Raw genomic sequence first — 16806 nt, forward strand, 5'->3', positions numbered from 1 at the left:
CGACCGCCTCACGCGTCGGTGACGCTGACGTGACGGACGATCTGCCAACCCTGGGGCGCGGAGAGCCGCTCGGCGTGGATCGCGCACAGGTCGTAGGAGTGCGGTTCGTGCTTCAGGCTGAGGGGTCCGAGCACGGCCATCGAGTCGGCATAGACGTAGGTGAGAGTCTGCACGGCGTCGCGCGGACACGCGACACGGGAACACGGGCGGCTCAACATCGGGCTCAGACTACCCGACAGCGTCCGACGTAGGATGGCGACATGCCCCGCAACCGCCGCACCAGCAGTCAGACCCCGGCGACCAGCCGCTGGCGGAGCAGGCACGGCCGGGGCGCGCGGGGTCCGGTGACCGGCCCGCACCTCCCGATGCTGCAGAACCGGATCGACTTCTTCGACATGACGGTCGCGTCCACCGCCGACTACCTCAAGGGCGTCTGGCCGGAGGAGCTGGCGAACGTCCACTTCGAGGTCGCGGCGACCCCCATCGGCAACTCGGGCGCCGACGGCGTCGACCGGTGGCGCGTGGATGCGGCCCGGAAGCGGATCGTGCTGTACCGGGTGCCCATCCAGCGTCTGACCAAGCTGCACCACGACGACGAGCTGCACCGGCGCATGTACATCGAGGGATGCGTCTTCCGCGCCGTCGCCGAGCTTCTCGGCAAGGACCCGTGGGACCTCGCGCCGGACCGGTACCGGCACTTCTGACCGGCGGCGGCCGTCCGCGCCTACGTCAGTTCGGGTAGACCGTGATCGGCGCGGCGAGCGGTCCGGGCGGGCTGAGCGCGAAACTGCTCGCGCGACCGTCCGCCGCGAAGCTGACGCTCCCCCGCAGCCCGTCGGCACCCGTGATGCGGTAGGCGCCGGGGCCGAGACGGGCGAGCGATCCCCCCTCAGCGGGAACCACGATCTTCGTCGGCGTGCCTCCCGGACGTGTGCGGGACACCGTGACCGTCGTGTCCGCTTCGCCGGCGTTGGCGAAGTGGATGGTCGCATCGGCCCCGGAGGGGATGGACGCCAGCAGGTCGTCCTGCAGCTCCTGCGCCGACGCGAACCAGGTGAAATCGCGCGCCTTCGTACCGATCACGGAGGTGCGGACGGCGGCGACCACGGGAACGTTGGAGTTCACCGTCACCGTGTAACTGCCGTCCTTGAGGTGATCGAGCGGGATCTCGGCGACCTGTCCGGCCTTGACCGTGGTCGCGTACGAGTTGCCGACGGCCGTCCCCGTCTCTCCGACGGCCCCGACGGTGACCTGGGCATCGGTCTTCCCCGGGACGAGCAACCGCACGACCGGGAAGGCGAACCCCACGCCTTCGGCGGACTGCTCGCCCTGGATGGCATCGGTGGAGGTGATCGTCACGCCGGGAACGATCTGCTGCCGCGCGGGACCGCCGGTCGGGCCGGCGAGCTCGGCCCCTCGGGGCTGGATGCCCTGTTCGAAGCTCTGCTGGAGCGTGGCGGCGACCTCGCCGCCGGTGGTCTGGACACGCACGACGGTCGCCGCCGCGGACGGGACGAGGCCGGCGAGCGGCACGACCTTCTGGGACCGGGCCGGGACGAGGATCCCCGCCGCACCGGGGGCGTCGACGGTCCCGCTCTCGGTGAAGACCGTCAGGTCGACGGTCGCGTCGACCTCGCTCGGGTTGCTCAGCAGCACGAGACTCGTCTGCCCGAGGGCCGTGGAGCCGGCGACCAGCCACGTGTCGGCTGCGGGTTCCGCGCAGGCGGCGGCCGCCAGGCCGGCCAGATCGTCGGCGTCCGCGCTCTGCATCTGTGCGGCCGCGAAGAGGGGTGGCTTCGTCGCGTTCCGCGGAGTCGCGACGGAGGCGACCTGCGGAGCCTGCTCCCGCGACGCCGTGTCCGCATCGGGTTTCAGGGAGGTGATGTCCACGTCCGCGCCCTCGGCGGCGGACGCGAAGGTGGGAGTGCCGACGGCGCTCGGGCGAGTGGCCTCTCCGGCGTCGGCCGCCAGCTGGAGGAGAGGGCCGGGGCAGACGCGCTGCTGATCGGCGGGCACGGGGGTGACGGTCTGGGCCGGCGCCCCGATGGCGAAGTCCGGGAGGGGGAGCAGTGTCGCCCCCGCGACCGCCGCGACGGCGATGCCGACGCCGATCACGCCGCCGACGGCGCGGGCACCGATCCGGGCGAGGCCTCTGCGGTCAGCCACGGTCGCCTCCGTCGGAGGTTCGTCGAGGTCGGATGATGGTCTCCTCCAGTCCGTCTTCGAGCGTCGTCGGCGCGGGAGGCGTCATGACGCGCTCGGCGGGGCGATCGGCGTCGTGGAACCCGGGGCGATCGAGCTCGGCGTGCTGGTCCTCAGCGGACTCCGGAGCCTCGTCCGCGCGCTCCACCGGCGACTCCGGCTCGGGTTCCCGCTCGGCGGCCGCCTCGACATCGACCACCGGCTCGACGTCGGCCGCCGGCTCGACGTCGGCCACCGGCTCGGACTCGGCCACCGGCTCGGCCTCCGCGACCGGCTCGGTCTCGGGGATGTCGTCGACGTCCGCCGATTCCACGACCGCCTCGTCGTCGGGCTCCGCCTCGTACTCGTCGAGGCTCTCGGCCGCCACGCCGTCGGCGACGGCCGGCTCCTCCGGCTCGTCGTCGGGCTCGACCGCGGTCTCGTCGTCGCGTCGCCGCTCCGGTCGGCGGGCGGACAGCTCCGACACCCGGTCGGCGGACCGGGTGGTGGGGATGGCCATCAGCACGGTGACACCGATGACGATGCCCTGGACGAGCAGCACGAGCACGCGCCAGATGCCGCCGGCGTCGGCCGGGATCTGCGCGGCGGCCGGGAGATCGGAGGTCCCGCGGTCGAACGCCCAGAGCCGGCCGGAGGAGGTGATGCCCACGGGCGCGAGCAGGGGGTTCGCATCCATCGCGACGGCTGCGCGCGATCGTGTGGCGACGCCGGCGGCGTCGTCCTGACCAGGGAGGGCCGTCTCGGTGGGAGTCAGCAGGACGAAGTCGATTCCGAGACGTTTCAGCTGTGCGGAGGCGTCGTACCCGCTGCGCGAGGCGAGATTGCCGGCCAGCTGCGCGAGCGCCCGCTGGTCGGCTGTCATCGAGCGCTGGGTGTCGGCGAGCGTCGACTGGTCGTCGAGCGTCTGACCGCTCCCCCGCACGATCTCCGCGCGGATGCCGCCCTGTCCTTGCGGGACGATGCGCAGCGTCCCGGTGCGCGGCTGCGTGGCCGCCTTCGCCGTGACCACGGCGGGCATGGTGCGGCCGTCGCTCTCCTGGACCTCGGAATGGCCGGTGAGGGTCGCGATTCCGACCGGAACGATCGCGATGGTCAGTGTGACGATCGCGACCCACGCCGGGTAGACGGCGGCACGTCCGACAGCGGACAGGGCGAGCACGGCCGCGCCGATCAGCCCCAGCCAGTACAGGCTCACCGCGCTGCCCGGCCAGATCGGCACGACGGTCGCACCCGAGACGGCGATCTGCACATGGAGGGCGGCGACGGCCGTCAGGAAGCCGACGAGGGCGACGAGCAGGGCGACGATCGCGCGGACCGTCCCCCGCAGGAACAGCGCGAGGATGGCCAGCACGCCGAGGGGCGCCAGCAGGATCGGGACGATCAGGGTGGCCGATGCGGAAGGAAGGTGCAGCGACGTGGCGAGCGCGTGCCAGCCGCCGAGGGTGCCGTCCGGGAAGCCGAGCGCGAGCTGCCAGGCCGGCGTCTGGCGCGCATCCAGCGGAACGCCGGGATCCGCGAAGATCGACAGCCACGCTCCCCGTGCTCCCTGCTGCCAGACGAGCGGCGCGAACAGCACGACGGCGGGCAGCGGGATGAACGCGATCCGTGCGGCGCGACGGCCGGCGAAGACGATCGCGGCGATCCAGGCGATCACGAGGGCGGGGATGAGGACGGGCGCGCACGCGGCGGTCGCCGCTGCGAGCAGGGCCGTCGTGGCGCTGGCCGCCCACGAACGGCGAGCGGCCAGGCCTGCGAAGAACAGCCAGGGCAGCAGGATGTGCGCGAGCACGGCCGATGGACGCCCGCCCTGCAGCGCCACCAGGAGGGTCGGCGCGAGGGCGTAGGCCAGGGCGGCGAAGGCGCGCAGGGTGGCGCGCGTCGTCAGCCGCGCTGCCGCCAGCCAGGCTCCGAGCGCCGCGAGCGGGACGGCGAGGACCCAGAGCAGGACGAGCGACTGCGACGGCTGCCAGAAGATGAGCGTTCCGAGAACGGCGAGCACTGCAGAGAACGGGTCTGCGGCGCCGACGAAGCCGAGGCCGGTGTCGCGCCACCCGTACCCGAGGTTCGCCCACAGCTGGCCGACCGAGGTGTCGAGCGGGAGGAGTCCGCCTCCCGCGAGTGCGCCAGAGCCGATCAGCGGGAAGAACAGGGCGACGCCGACGAGGAGCGCGGCGAGCACCGCCCATCCACCGCCCGTCCCGAAGAAGTCGAGGTCCTGCTTCTCGCCCTGCTGGCGCACCATCGCGGCTTCCCGTTTGAGGGCACGGGCGCGGCGAACTTCGGGGAAGGGGATGCGTAGCGGAGCCACCGCCGCCCAGCCCACTTCGCGTGCGGATGCGAGCCTGCGGCGGGCGCTGCCCACCGCGAGGCCGGAGAACGCGACCCGGAAGGCGGCGCCGAGTTCTCCGCCGACGGAGCCGGGCTCCTTGCGCAGCAGACGTACGAGCCCGCGCAGGATGCCGAGGGGCACCAAGGTCAGCCAGTGCAGCGGGACGGCCCAGCCGGGAGCGTAGGCCATCCGGCGGTGCAGCTGGGCTCTGCGGCGCTCCCCCGAGAGACGGCGGCGCACGGTCCACTTGGACGACAGGTTCGGGCCGGCGACACCGTCGCCCGCGATGGCGACGCGCGCCTGGGCGACGAGGGTGACGCGGAACCCGGCGAGGCGGGCCCGCGTGCAGAAGTCGAGGCCGTCGTCCACGGTCGGGAGGGCCGGGTCGAAGCCGTCGAGCCGCTCCCAGAGCGCCTGCCGGACGAGCATCCCGGCGCTCGAGACGGCCAGAACATCGCTGAGGCCGTCGTGCTGCGCCTGGTCGAGCTCGTTCTCGACGAGAGGAACCGAGGCGCCGAACGGCGTCATCGCCTCGCCGAACTCGCGGATGAGCGCCGGGTCGTCCCAGTCCACCAGCTTGGGTCCGACCACGGCGACAGAGGGCGACACCTCGAGAGCGGCGAGCAGCGCTTCCAGCGCCTGCGGCTCCGGAGCGGTGTCCTGCGCCAGGAGCCAGAGGAGCTGCCCGGCGTCGGATGCGGGGGGAAGGACGCGGACGGCGGTGGCGACGGCCGCCCCGAACGGCAGCTTCTCCGGCACGCTGAGCAGCTGGGTGGGCCGGGACTCGGCGAGCAGGCGCGCAGCGTCGTCCGACGTCGCACAGTCGACGGCGATCACGGCGTCCGGTCGACGGGTCTGCTCCGCGAGGGCGTCGAGAGTGCGCTGCAGGCGCGGGCCGCCGCTGTGGGCGACGACGATGGCGGTGACTCTCGGATACATCGCCAGTCAGCCTAGGTCGGCCTCGCGCCGATCCCGTCTTTGGGTCGGGCGCGGCGTGGTTTCGGCGGCCGGGTCAGACGGCGCGCTTGCGGAGCTTGCGGCGCTCGCGCTCGGAGAGGCCGCCCCAGATCCCGAAGCGCTCGTCGTTGGCGAGGGCGTACTCGAGGCACTGCGAGCGCACCTCGCAGGAGGTGCAGATGCGCTTCGCGTCGCGGGTGGAGCCGCCCTTCTCTGGGAAGAACGCCTCCGGATCCGTCTGGGCGCACAGAGCGTCGGTCTGCCACGCGAGCGGATTGTCGTCTTCGACCTCCGCCGGACGGACGCCCGGGACCCCGAGCCGGACCGGGTCGATGAACCAGTCGTCGGGTACCCCAGAACGATATTCAGGAACTGGCATATCGGTCTCCCCACCCATGAACTGCTGAAACACGAGATTCCCGCGTTGCCCTAATTACACCGTTGTCATTCGCTCACGTCAAGTCGCGAATCGTAAAGCCTTGACCGCTGGTCGAGAGTTCGCGACGCGCCGGAGAACGACAACAATCCCGACACGCCCGGTTGACGGGTGTGCCGGGGAGCGGTGTCAGGACGCCGCCTGGCGTGCTTCCCAGGCGCTGCGCACCATGTCCTCGAGCGAGTGGCGCATCTTCCAGTCGAGATCGCGGGATGCGAGCTCTCCGGATGCCACGATCCTCGCGGGATCCCCCGCCCGTCGAGGCCCCACTTCTGGGGTGAAGGCGATTCCCGCCACCTCGGCGACGGTCGCCATGATCTGACCGACGGAGACGCCGTCGCCACTGCCGAGGTTGTAGACCGGCTCGATCGTGTCGTGCGCGTCGAGGCGCTTCGCGGCGGCGACATGGGAGACGGCGAGGTCGGCGACGTGGATGTAGTCGCGAACGCAGGTGCCGTCCGGCGTCGGATAGTCGTCCCCGTTGATGCGCGGCGTCCGCCCGGCGACCAGCGCGTCGAACACCAGCGGGAACAGGTTGTGCGGGCTGGTGTCGCGCAGGCTCGGATCGCCCGATCCGACCACGTTGAAGTAGCGCAGAGAGGTGTGCCGCAGATCGGCTGCGACGCCCTGGTCGCGGAGCAGCCACTCCCCGATCAGCTTCGACTCCCCGTAGGGCGACTCGGGGTTCTTCGGCGTGGTCTCGGTGACGATGTCGACATCCGGCGTCCCGTAGACGGCCGCGGAGGAGCTGAACACGATGGCGTCGACGCCCGCGTCCTGCATCGCCCCCAGCAGCACCGCGGTCGCCGTCACGTTCTGCTCGTAGGTGTGCAGCGGACGCTGGACGGAGACGCCCGCGTACTTGAAGCCGGCGACGTGCACGACACCGCTGACGGTGTTCTCGGCGAAGATGCGCGCGAGCAGCTCGGCGTCGAGGATGGTGCCCCGGTAGAACGGAACATCCTCCGGGACGAACTCCTCATGACCGCTCGACAGGTCGTCGACGACGATGACGTCGATCCCCTCGTCGCGGAACGCCCGCACGACGTGCGCTCCGATGTAGCCTGCGCCTCCGGTCACCAACCACGCCACGGGGGTCCTCCTCGTTCCTCATCCGGCCTCTGCCCACCCTATCGGCCGGAGAAACGGAGGCTTTCCCGGCCCGCCTCCCGCCGCTGTCCTCCCTTGCCCGACCATCCCCGGCGTGTCGAGCGCGACATCCTCCCTTTCAGCGCAGCGGGAGATGCGAGTTCGCTCGTGCCGACTCGCGGAAAAAAGGGAGGTGAAGAGGGACGATAACCGCCTCAATGTTCAGGAACGGAGGAGTCCGGCGCGCGTGTGGGAGGGACCTCCTCCGTTTCCGACGGAGGACGTGGAGGGGCTCAGACGAACGCGGCCTCCCCGGTGATCGCCCGGCCGACGATGAGCGTGTTCATCTCGCGCGTGCCCTCGTAGGAGTAGAGCGCCTCGGCGTCGGCGAAGAACCGCGCGACGTCGTAGTCGAGCACGATGCCGTTGCCGCCGAGGGCCTCGCGGCACCAGGCGACCGTCTCGCGCATGCGTGCCGTCGCGAAGGCCTTCGCCAGGGCGGAGTGCTCGTCACGCTGCTCGCCGTCGTCGAGCATCTGCGAGACGCGGGTGCACAGGCCGATCGACGCGGTGATGTTCCCGAGCGACTTCACCAGGAGGTCCTGGATCAGCTGGTGGGAGGCGATCGGCTTGCCGAACTGGACGCGCTCCTTCGTGTAGCGCAGCGCGGCCTCGTACGCGCCGACCGCGACGCCGACCGCGGCCCAGGCGACCTCGGCGCGGGTGAGGCGGAGGACGCGGGCCGTGTCCTTGAAGCTGTTCGCGTTCTGCAGCCGGAGCGACTCGGGCACGACGACGTTCTCGAGCGTGATGTCGGCGTTCTGCACGATGCGGAGGGACTGCTTCCCCTCGATCTTCGTCGCCGTGTAGCCCGGGGTCGAGGTGGGGACGATGAAGCCCTTCACCTGACCGTCTTCCGCGCTCTTCGCCCAGATCACGGTGATGTCGCTGAAGGTGGCGTTGCCGATCCAGCGCTTCGAGCCGTTCAGGATCCAGGTGTCGCCGTCGCGCGTCGCCACGGTCTTGAGCCCCTGCGCAGAGTCGGAGCCGGACGTGGGCTCCGTCAGCCCGAACGCTCCGAGCACCTCGCCGCTCGCCAGCTTGGGCAGCCACTCCGCCCGCTGCTCGTCGGAGCCGCAGACGCCGACCGCACCGAGCGCGAGGCCGTTCTGCACGCCGACATAAGTGCTCACCGACGCGTCGACCCTGGCCAGCTCCAGCGCGACCCAGCCGCGGAACACCGCCGAGTTCTCGAACGGGGCGGTCTCCGGGAAACCGAGGCCGATCGCGCCGTTGCGGTGCAGCACGTCGATGATCTGGTGCGGGAACTCCGCCTTCTCCCAGTACTCGTTGACGATCGGCTTCACCTCGGACTCCAACTGCGCGCGCAGGGTGGTGATGAAGTCCTTCTCCCGGTCGGAGAGGAGGGTCTCGAAGCCGTAGAAGTCGCCGGCGATGGTCTCGAAGGGCATGTGTGCTCCAGTGCGTCCACAGGGATGGTCGGGCCGCCGCCAGCCTAAGGACCCGGCACGGCGCGGACAAAGCGATTGGTAGTTTGGTCCAACGGAACGAAAGGGACGGCGACGGATGTTTGTGCGCATCGGCAACACCCCGCGCGACTACGCGTGGGGCTCCACGACCGCGATCGCGGGCCTGCTCGGCACGCGGCCGAGCGGCGGACCGGAGGCGGAGCTGTGGCTGGGCGCGCATCCCGGCTCTCCCGCGCGGGTGCTCGATCCCGCCATCGCAGACGGGGCGGCCGACCTGGCCTCCTGGGAGCGGACGAAGAACCTCCCGTACCTGCTGAAGGTGCTGGCCGCCGCAGGACCGCTGTCGCTGCAGGCGCATCCCTCCCCCGAGCAGGCCCGCGCCGGCTTCGATCGGGAGAACGCGGCGGGGCTTCCGGCCGACTCGGCGGAGCGCAACTACAAGGACCCGTTCCACAAGCCGGAGCTCATCTTCGCCCTGAGCGACCCCTTCGAGGCGCTGTGCGGCTTCCGCGATCCGGAGGAGAGCCGCGCCGCCTTCGAGCGTCTCGCCGCGGCCACGACCGGGGGCGCCGTCCTCGCCGGATTCGCCCGCACCCTCGTCGGCGAGCCGGGCGCCGTGCTGCGGCTGGCGACCGAGTGGCTCCTCGGCGAGGACCCGGAGGTCGACCTCCTCGTCGCCGAGGTGGTCCGCGCGGCACGTGCGCTCCCCGACGACCGCGACGCGGACACGGTACGCATGCTCGACGACGCGTTCCCCGGCGACCCGGGGATCGTGCTCGCACTGCTGCTCAACCGCGCCACCCTGCGCCCCGGGCAGGTGCTCTACCTGCCGGCCGGGAACATCCACGCGTACCTCCGCGGCCTCGGCATCGAGCTCATGGCCGCCTCCGACAACGTGCTGCGCGGCGGACTGACCCGCAAGCGCATCGATGTGCCCGAACTGGTGAGCGTGCTCGACTTCACGCCGATCCGGGCGACACCGCTCGCGCCGGAGCACCCGGCGGCCGGGGTGGAGACCTTCCGTCCGGACGTGCCCGACTTCGCCCTCGAGCACATCGCGCTGACGGCCGCGACCGCGTCCGCCACCGTGGCACTCCCGGGCACCGCGATCGCGCTGGTCACCGACGGCGATGTCGAACTCCGCGGACGCGCCGGCTCCGTGACCCTGGCGCGCGGAGAGGCCGCGGTCATCACCGACGAGACGGAGCTCACCGTCACCGGCCGGGGCACGGTGTTCGTCGCGCACCCGAACTCCTGAGCCTCCGAGGGGATCGCGGGCGGCTGTCGGCTATCCTTCCCAGGTGACAACGCCCCGCGCCACGCTCCCCGCCCGCATCGCCTTCGCGCGCACCGCGACGGGCACGGCGGAGAACGCGTTCGCCGCACTGGCGCTCTTCACCCTGTTCGCCGGAGACTTCTGGCGCAACACGATCAGCTGGCCCGGCTACTTCCTCCTGGCCGCGGTGCTCGCCGTCGTCAGCGCGGCGCTCATCATCCGGTCGCGTCCGCGGTTCCGCTGGCGCACCACCCCGAAGACCCTCGTGCTCTTCCTGGCGCTGGCCGTCGTCTCGATCGCCTGGTCGGCGTACCCGGGCGCCAGCGCCCTCGGCGTCCTCTCGACGCTGGTGACGACGATCGCCGGCGTCTTCCTCGGGCTGCGGCTGGGATGGCCGGGACTGCTCAGCGCGCTCGGCAACGCGTTCCGCTGGATCCTGGGGCTGTCGCTGGTCTTCGAGCTCGTCGTCGCGATCTTCGTGCGGCAGCCGGTCCTCCCCCTCACTCCGGTCTACGCGGTGCCGCAGGGGAAGCTGCCCCAGGCCTTCTACTGGAGCCGTGACCTGCTCTTCCACGGCGGCCCGATCCAGGGCATCGTGGGCAACAGCAACCTGCTCGCCATGATCGCGCTCCTGGCGATCGTCGTGTTCGGCATCCAGGTCGCCGACCGGACGACGCGCCACGGCTCGGCGTTGGGATGGCTCGTCGTCGCCGTCCTCGCCCTGGCACTGACCCGGTCCGCGACGGTCATCGCCGCCGCCCTCGTCACCGCGGTCGTGCTCGGTTTCGCGCTGTGGGCGCGCCGGGCGGGCCCCGATCGGCGCGGGCCCGTCTACCTGGTGGCGATCGTCGTGGTCGCCGCTGCGATCGTCGGCGTCTCGCTGTTCTCCTCGCGCATCCCCGCGCTGTTCGGGAAGAGCGAGGACCTGACCGGCCGCCTGGACATCTGGGCGGCGGTCACCCGTCTGGCGCAGGAGCGCCCGGCGTTCGGCTGGGGATGGGTCAGCTACTGGGCTCCGTGGGTGAAGCCCTTCGACGGGCTCGCCACCCGGAACGGCGTCGAGTACCTGCAGGCGCACAACGCCTGGCTCGACGTGTGGCTGCAGGTCGGCATCGTCGGACTCGTGGTGTTCATCCTGCTGGTGCTCACCACGTTCGGCCGGGCCTGGTTCCTCGCGATCGACCGCCCGCGCTCCACGATCGCCGACGACCAGCCGTACCGTGCGGTCGCCCTGCTGCCCCTGCTGGTGCTCGGCGCTCTGATCGCTCAGAGCTTCGCCGAGAGCCGCATCCTCATCGAGGGCGGCTGGGCGCTCCTGGTGGCGCTCTCGGTCGCCACCAAGCGGGCGGCGAACGCCCCCGCCCCGTAGTCTGTGAGCATGGCAACGCCCCGTCGAACCCTGGTGCCGCCCGCGGCCATCGAGTTCCTCGGCTCCGCCCGTTTCACCTCCACCCTGGCGTTGCTCGCGGTGATCACCGGCTTCTCCACCCACGCCATCCGCGGTCTCATCGGCTGGCCAGGACTGATCGGCGCCCTCGCGGTGCTTGTGGTGCTCGCCGCCCTGTCGTTCGCGGCGCAGTGGCGGCTCATCGAGTGGCACGGCCTGCTCCCGATCTCGGCCCTGGTGTTCGTCGGATGGTGCGCCGCCTCGATCCTGTGGAGCCAGTATCAGTGGGCGACGCTCACCGGGGTGATCTACCAGCTGATCTTCGCGTTCCTCGCCGTCTACATCGCGCTCGTGCGCGACGCGATCCAGATCGTCCGCGTCGTCGGCGATGCCCTGCGGTTCCTGCTCACCCTCTCGCTCTCGCTCGAGGTGCTGAGCGGACTGCTGCTCGACGTGCCCATCCGCTTCCTCGGCATCCAGGGCAACATCGGGCTGGGCGGTCCCATCCAGGGACTGTTCGGCACCCGCAACCAGCTCAGCATCGTCGCCCTCATCGCGTTCGTGACGTTCCTCGTCGAACTGAGGACCCGATCGGTGCGTCCGCCCGTCGCCGCATACTCCATCACACTCGCCGGCGTGTGCATCCTGCTCGCCCATTCCCCCGTGATCGCCGCCGTGTCGGTCGTCGTCGGGCTCGCCACGCTTGCGCTGTATCTGATGCGCAAGGCGCGGGCGCAGCAGCGGCCGTACTACCAATGGGGGCTCGCCATCCTCACGGTCGCGGTGCTCGTCGTCGCATACATCTACCGCACACGCGTCATCGACATCCTGAACGCGCGCTCCGACTTCCAGGTGCGCTACCAGCTCTGGATCCAGATCTGGGAGCTCATCCCGGTGCAGCAGACGGTGGGATGGGGCTGGGTCGGCGCCTGGCCGACGGACCTGTACCCGTTCACGGCGATCCAGGCGAACACCGGGGTCTACCACTCCGACGGCCTGAACGCCTATCTGGACGTGTACCTCCAGGTCGGCATCATCGGTCTGCTGCTGTTCATCGTCCTGATCGCGCTGGCGTTCAGCCGCTCCTGGCTCCTCGCATCCAATCGTCGGAGCGTCGTCTACGCCTGGGCCCCGCTCGTACTGGTCGCCCTGCTCGTCACGAGTGTGTTCGAGAGCTCGATCCTGGTGGAGTCCGGCTGGATGCTGCTGATCATCTGCACGATCAAGGCGTCCCAGGGGATGAGCTGGCGGCTGCGGCTGCCGCACCGCGACGCGAGGTGACGCCGTCGCCGGGGCGGCGGGTTGGCCGCAGGCGAGGCTCCCATCGTCAACGCACAGGACGGGACGTCCACCGCCAGGTCGTGACGCAGACGGTCAGCCCGCTCCGACCTCGAGGCCGGTGCGTGCCCGGCCCGAACGTAGTACGGCCGTGCCCACGAGATGGATGGCCAGCCCGATCAACGGCCCGGCCGCAAGCGACAGCGCCGTCCGTTCTGGCAGGGGAAGCGGGAAGAACAGCACACCCAGAGAGACAAGGGAGGCGACCACCCAGCCTGCGGCGTAGAGCCCGTGGCGGTCCCGCGAGAGGACGAGGGATCCCGAGACGAAGAGAGCACCGATCATCCCGGAGGACGCGACGAGCGCCGTCAGGACGCCAGACGTGATGATGAAGGTGGGACCGAATATCCAGCGGAGGACCGGCTCGCCCCACAGCCAGGTGCCGAGGCAGAGCACGCCCACGAGTCCGGCGAGGCCGGCCAGAAGTACGGCGGCGAGCCGACCCGCCCGCTCGGGCTGATGGGAGAAGCGACTCACCAGGTAACTGGAGAGCGCCATCAGGGGGACGAGGACCGGCGCCCTGGTGAGGGTGACCGCGAGCACGAGCGAGCCGAGGAGCGCGTGGCTCTGCGGCCCAGCGAAGAACGAGAGGAACAACGGGAAGCCGTTGATGAGGACGGCCGTGGCACCCGCAGCGAGCATCGTTCTGGCGCTGTTCGAAGCGAGCCGCCGGTATGCCACCGAGACCTGACCGCTGACGATGAGCCGGCGGCCGCCCGCCAGTCCGACGACGAGCAGCGAGACCGGGAACGGCAGGATGACGGCGACCGCCAGCGCAGTGACATCGGACGTGAAGCTCAACACGGTGAGCACGAAGGTCAAGCGCAGGACTCCGTCGAGTGCGACGATTGCGGCCAGATGTGGCCACATGGCGGCACCGGCCAGCACGCCGGACGTAGCGGCCACGAGACCGTTCATCGCTGCACCCACGGCGACGAACCAGGCGAGCTGACTGTGGTCCTGCCCTAGGCTCGGCACCGCCCACAGCGGCGCGAGCAGCATGATCACCGCACCGACCACCAGGGACACGACGGCGGCGAAGCGCCAGATCGAACGGGTGCTGCCAGGGTCCAGGGGCGCCGCGCGCTGGTGCGCCACGACGCGGGTCGCCTCCTGCTGCAGACCGAAGAGGATGCCGACCACGAGGAACAGCGCGGACCAGAAAACTGAGAAAAGACCGTACCCCGCCGCCCCGATCTCCACGAAAACCCGCCAGGTCACCACGTATCCTGCGACCCCGGCCACGACGGTCGCTGAGAGAATGAGAAGGACGGAGCGGGAGCCGCCGCGCGTTGCGCTATCGTCGGTCTCGGGGAGAGGCTCGTTGTACTGTTCGAATGCGGTTATGGGGGAGCTCCTAGTCACATGACAAGATGGACGGCGGCCGCTGCTCGCGGCAGGGCCAACCCTATGACGAAAGCCTGGAAGTAGTGACGATCGACATCATGATGCCGTTCTACGGAGACCCCGCGCTCTTCCGTACGGCAGTCGAGAGTGTCGTCGCCCAGACCGATCCCCGCTGGCGCCTTGTGGTCGTCGACGACGTCTACCCGGACACCGAACCCGGGCAATGGCTGCGCTCGCTCGGCGACGACCGCATCCGATACGTCCGCAACGAGACCAACCTGGGCGTCGCAGGCAACTTCACCAAGTGTCTCGACCTGGTCGAGGCGGAGTACTTCGTCCTCATGGGATGCGACGACGAGCTGGAGCCCGGCTACGTCGCGTCGATGTCGGAGTCGGTCGAGGAATACCCGACCGTGTCGTACTTCCAACCAGGGGTCACGGTCATCGATCGGACCGGATCGCCCTCTCGGCCGCTCCCCGACCGCGTGAAGCGGCTCGCGCGGCCCCGGGTGCGCGGGGTGGCGGTCCTCTCGGGCGAGGACTTGGCGAGCAGCCTGCTCCGCGGCAACTGGACCTATTTCCCCTCCATCTGCTGGAAGACGTCCGTCGTCCGCCAGCACGGCTTCGAGGCGGACTTCGAGGTCGTCCTCGATCTGGCCCTCCAACTCGAGATCATCCGCGGAGGCGGCTCCCTCGTCGTCCTGCCCGACCTGCTCTTCCGTTATCGCCGCCACGCAGGGAGCGTGTCGTCGTGGTCATCGAAGGACGGCTCCCGGTTCGCGGAGGAACGCGCGTTCTTCACCTCCGCCCGCACTCTCATGGCGGACGCGGGCTGGCGCCACGCGGCACGGGTCGCGCGGTTCCACATGTCGTCGAGACTCAACGCAGCCACCAAGGTGCTCGGCGCGATGACCAACCGGAAGTGGGCGGACGTCCGCTCACTGCTCCGCCACGTCTTCGGCAGCTGACGCCGCCGGCGCGATGCTGCTCAGACCGGCTGGACGAGGTCACGCAGCACATCGCGCGCGCCACCCCCGAATCGGGAATACCGCCCCGTCCTGAGCTCCCGGAGCACCGGGCCCACTCGGCGGACCCGACGGGCAGGGTAAGAGGAGCGGACCCGCTCGTGCTCGGCTTTGTCGCGCAGGACGGCGATCCTGGGGTCGCCGGGCCGAGCCTCGGCGAAACGCCCCAACAGGTCCTCCGCGCGGGCAGCCAGGCGGGCGTTGCGCCCGGAACGCGGCATACGCAGCCGGGAGACCGCCGACTCCGCCGTGAGCTTGCTCGCCCCGATCTGGTTGCGTCCGTGTACACGGTAGTCCGTCAGTGTCTGCCTGCTCACCCTCAGACCGCCGTCGAGCGCCGCCCAGATGGCAAGCCACTCGTCATGCACCCATGATGCAGGGAAGGGCATCGCCTCCGCCGCGAGCTCACGGCGCAGGGCGCAGGTCGCACCGGTGACGATGTTCCTGCGCAGCAGCACCTCATCCCCCCGGCCGCTCTCCTCCGCCTCGAGCTCTGCGCGCCCGACCCCCAGCGTCTCGAAGAGGGTGGCCCCGGACGGACGGCCCGTGCCGTCCACGATCCTGGCGTCGCTGTGGGCGAGGAGCGCGCCCTCCGCGGCGAGGAGACGCTCGAGCTCCGCCACCTTGCCCGGCGACCAGACGTCGTCTTGGTCGCAGAGGAGGATGAGGTCACCGGTGGTCGCCTGGATGGCGGTTTCGAAGTTGCGCGTGACCCCGAGCGGCTCCTCGTTGACGAGCAGGACGACGTCGAGCGTCTCGGGCGCGGCGGCACGGAACTCGTCGAGGATAGCCCTGGTCGCGTCCGTCGACGCGTCGTCGGACACGACGATCTCGTCCACGTGCCGCGTCTGGGCCGTGATGGAGGCGAGTTGCGCGGGCAGGAAGTCCGCGCCGTTGTGCGTGCAGAGCGCGACCGAGATCCGATCAGCCATGTGCGCCGGCGACGAGGAGCTCATGCGATCGCCAGGCCGACATGACGATGTCGCGCAGCCCTCGCGTCGCGGACCAACCGAGCTCATCGCGGGCGCGTGACGGGTCGGCCACGACGACGGCGGCGTCGCCGTCGCGCCGCGGCGCGATCCGCGGCTCGATCCGGATGCCGGAGGCTTCGGCGATCGCGCTCATCATCTCGCGGACCGAGCTTCCCGCGCCCGTTCCGATGTTGTAGGCGCGGTTGCCCTCGATACGGCCCTCCACGATCGCGTCGAGCGCCGCCACGTGGGCGGCGGCGAGGTCGCTCACGTGGATGTAATCGCGGATGCAGGTGCCGTCCGGGGTCGGGTAGTCGTCGCCGAAGATCACGGGAGACTTCCCGGCATCGAGCTTCTCGAAGACCATCGGTACCAGGTTGAGGACGGCCGTATCACCGAGCTCGGGGGATCCGGCACCCGCGACATTGAAGTAGCGCAGGCTCGCCGACCGGAAGGCGCGGGCGGCCGCGACGTCGGTCAGCATCCGCTCGCCGATGAGCTTCGTCTGGCCGTACGGGCTGATGGGCTCCGTGGGCGCGGACTCCGGGATGCTCGCACCCTCGGAGGTGCCATAGACGGCGGCGGAGGACGAGAAGACCATCGCATCGACCCCCGCCGACTCCATGGCCGAAAGCAGGTTGGCCATGCCGCCGACGTTCTGCCGGTAGTACCACTCCGGCCGCAGCACGGACTCATCGACGCGCTTTCGCGCGGCGAAGTGGATCACCGCGTCGACGCCGTCGAGCGCACGGACCAGACGCGGCATCTCGGCCGTGTCAGCGAGGTCCGCTCGCACCACCGGCACCCCGGGGATGCGGCGCTCGTCGCCCGTCACCAGGTCGTCGACGACGACCACCTCGCTCTCGCGTGCGAGCAGCTGCCGGACGACGTGACTGCCGATGTACCCGGCCCCGCCGGTGACCAGGACTCTCATGCCGACAGTCTAGAAGACCCGTTCT

The 16806-nt window shown here is 70.6% G+C and carries 14 protein-coding genes; 5 read left to right on the forward strand and 9 right to left on the reverse strand.

Annotated features, from left to right (window positions below):
- Nucleotides 1-8 precede the first annotated feature (8 nt).
- Complete coding sequence (locus BLW09_RS12660) at nucleotides 9-218, reverse strand: DUF3499 family protein (RefSeq protein WP_089913204.1); 210 nt, start codon at nucleotides 216-218, stop codon at nucleotides 9-11.
- 42 nt (nucleotides 219-260) lie between these two features.
- Here BLW09_RS12660 and BLW09_RS12665 point away from each other — a divergent pair, with 42 nt between their 5' ends.
- Nucleotides 261-704 (forward strand): metallopeptidase family protein, encoded by a 444-nt coding sequence (locus BLW09_RS12665; protein ID WP_089913207.1) that lies wholly within the window; start codon nucleotides 261-263, stop codon nucleotides 702-704.
- A gap of 25 nt (nucleotides 705-729) precedes the next feature.
- Here BLW09_RS12665 and BLW09_RS12670 read toward each other — a convergent pair whose 3' ends face one another.
- The 5 genes from BLW09_RS12670 to BLW09_RS12690 all read right to left on the reverse strand — a co-directional run bounded on the left by BLW09_RS12670 (nucleotide 730) and on the right by BLW09_RS12690 (nucleotide 8485).
- Nucleotides 730-2166: a DUF5719 family protein gene (locus BLW09_RS12670; RefSeq protein WP_089913211.1), complete on the reverse strand. Its 1437-nt coding sequence runs from the start codon at nucleotides 2164-2166 to the stop codon at nucleotides 730-732.
- Entirely contained in the window at nucleotides 2159-5470 is a 3312-nt protein-coding gene (locus BLW09_RS12675; RefSeq protein ID WP_089913214.1) for a glycosyltransferase, read from the reverse strand. The genes BLW09_RS12670 and BLW09_RS12675 overlap by 8 nt, the downstream gene beginning before the upstream one ends.
- A 73-nt stretch (nucleotides 5471-5543) precedes the next feature.
- Complete coding sequence (locus tag BLW09_RS12680; protein ID WP_089913217.1) at nucleotides 5544-5867, reverse strand: WhiB family transcriptional regulator; 324 nt, start codon at nucleotides 5865-5867, stop codon at nucleotides 5544-5546.
- A 186-nt stretch (nucleotides 5868-6053) separates the two neighbouring features.
- Complete coding sequence (gene galE, locus BLW09_RS12685) at nucleotides 6054-7016, reverse strand: UDP-glucose 4-epimerase GalE (RefSeq protein ID WP_089913220.1); 963 nt, start codon at nucleotides 7014-7016, stop codon at nucleotides 6054-6056.
- A 290-nt stretch (nucleotides 7017-7306) separates the two neighbouring features.
- Nucleotides 7307-8485, reverse strand: coding sequence for an acyl-CoA dehydrogenase family protein (locus BLW09_RS12690; protein ID WP_089913223.1), 1179 nt, complete (start codon nucleotides 8483-8485; stop codon nucleotides 7307-7309).
- A gap of 115 nt (nucleotides 8486-8600) precedes the next feature.
- On the opposite strand from BLW09_RS12690, the gene manA reads away from it, so the two are divergent.
- The 3 genes from manA (at nucleotide 8601) to BLW09_RS12705 (ending at nucleotide 12447) form a co-directional block, all read left to right on the forward strand.
- On the forward strand, nucleotides 8601-9761 hold the full coding sequence (gene manA, locus BLW09_RS12695) for a mannose-6-phosphate isomerase, class I (RefSeq protein ID WP_089913226.1): 1161 nt from the start codon (nucleotides 8601-8603) through the stop codon (nucleotides 9759-9761).
- A 637-nt stretch (nucleotides 9762-10398) separates the two neighbouring features.
- The gene (locus BLW09_RS19340; protein WP_442911293.1) at nucleotides 10399-11148 is read left to right on the forward strand and encodes an O-antigen ligase family protein; all 750 of its coding nucleotides are present in this window, start codon (nucleotides 10399-10401) and stop codon (nucleotides 11146-11148) included.
- Nucleotides 11149-11157: 9 nt separating this feature from the next.
- Nucleotides 11158-12447 carry an O-antigen ligase family protein gene (locus BLW09_RS12705; protein WP_089913232.1) on the forward strand — a complete coding sequence of 430 codons (1290 nt, stop codon included), beginning with the start codon at nucleotides 11158-11160 and terminating at the stop codon, nucleotides 12445-12447.
- 93 nt (nucleotides 12448-12540) lie between these two features.
- Here BLW09_RS12705 and BLW09_RS12710 read toward each other — a convergent pair whose 3' ends face one another.
- On the reverse strand, nucleotides 12541-13725 hold the full coding sequence (locus tag BLW09_RS12710; protein ID WP_089916859.1) for a lipopolysaccharide biosynthesis protein: 1185 nt from the start codon (nucleotides 13723-13725) through the stop codon (nucleotides 12541-12543).
- A 209-nt stretch (nucleotides 13726-13934) separates the two neighbouring features.
- Here BLW09_RS12710 and BLW09_RS12715 point away from each other — a divergent pair, with 209 nt between their 5' ends.
- Nucleotides 13935-14819, forward strand: coding sequence for a glycosyltransferase family 2 protein (locus BLW09_RS12715; RefSeq protein ID WP_089913236.1), 885 nt, complete (start codon nucleotides 13935-13937; stop codon nucleotides 14817-14819).
- Nucleotides 14820-14839: 20 nt separating this feature from the next.
- On the opposite strand, the gene BLW09_RS12720 is transcribed toward BLW09_RS12715, so the two are convergent.
- Together BLW09_RS12720 and galE (BLW09_RS12725) are read right to left on the reverse strand one after the other, a co-directional pair.
- Nucleotides 14840-15808: a glycosyltransferase family 2 protein gene (locus BLW09_RS12720; RefSeq protein WP_089916862.1), complete on the reverse strand. Its 969-nt coding sequence runs from the start codon at nucleotides 15806-15808 to the stop codon at nucleotides 14840-14842.
- Nucleotides 15801-16781, reverse strand: coding sequence for a UDP-glucose 4-epimerase GalE (galE, locus tag BLW09_RS12725; RefSeq protein ID WP_089913239.1), 981 nt, complete (start codon nucleotides 16779-16781; stop codon nucleotides 15801-15803). Before galE (BLW09_RS12725) ends, BLW09_RS12720 begins: the two co-directional genes overlap by 8 nt.
- Between the last annotated feature and the right edge of the window lie 25 nt (nucleotides 16782-16806).

Source organism: Leifsonia sp. 21MFCrub1.1 (genome assembly GCF_900107895.1).
GTDB classification, from domain to species: Bacteria; Actinomycetota; Actinomycetes; order Actinomycetales; family Microbacteriaceae; genus Leifsonia; species Leifsonia soli.

Coding starts and splice junctions, on each gene's coding strand:
- manA (WP_089913226.1), top strand. CDS start 8,601: ATGTTTGTGCGCATCGGCAACACCCCGCGCGACTACGCGTGGGGCTCC.
- galE (WP_089913239.1), bottom strand. CDS start 16,781: ATGAGAGTCCTGGTCACCGGCGGGGCCGGGTACATCGGCAGTCACGTC.
- BLW09_RS12705 (WP_089913232.1), top strand. CDS start 11,158: ATGGCAACGCCCCGTCGAACCCTGGTGCCGCCCGCGGCCATCGAGTTC.
- BLW09_RS12660 (WP_089913204.1), bottom strand. CDS start 218: ATGTTGAGCCGCCCGTGTTCCCGTGTCGCGTGTCCGCGCGACGCCGTG.
- BLW09_RS12690 (WP_089913223.1), bottom strand. CDS start 8,485: ATGCCCTTCGAGACCATCGCCGGCGACTTCTACGGCTTCGAGACCCTC.
- BLW09_RS12720 (WP_089916862.1), bottom strand. CDS start 15,808: ATGGCTGATCGGATCTCGGTCGCGCTCTGCACGCACAACGGCGCGGAC.
- BLW09_RS12665 (WP_089913207.1), top strand. CDS start 261: ATGCCCCGCAACCGCCGCACCAGCAGTCAGACCCCGGCGACCAGCCGC.
- BLW09_RS12675 (WP_089913214.1), bottom strand. CDS start 5,470: ATGTATCCGAGAGTCACCGCCATCGTCGTCGCCCACAGCGGCGGCCCG.
- BLW09_RS12680 (WP_089913217.1), bottom strand. CDS start 5,867: ATGCCAGTTCCTGAATATCGTTCTGGGGTACCCGACGACTGGTTCATC.
- BLW09_RS19340 (WP_442911293.1), top strand. CDS start 10,399: ATGATCGCGCTCCTGGCGATCGTCGTGTTCGGCATCCAGGTCGCCGAC.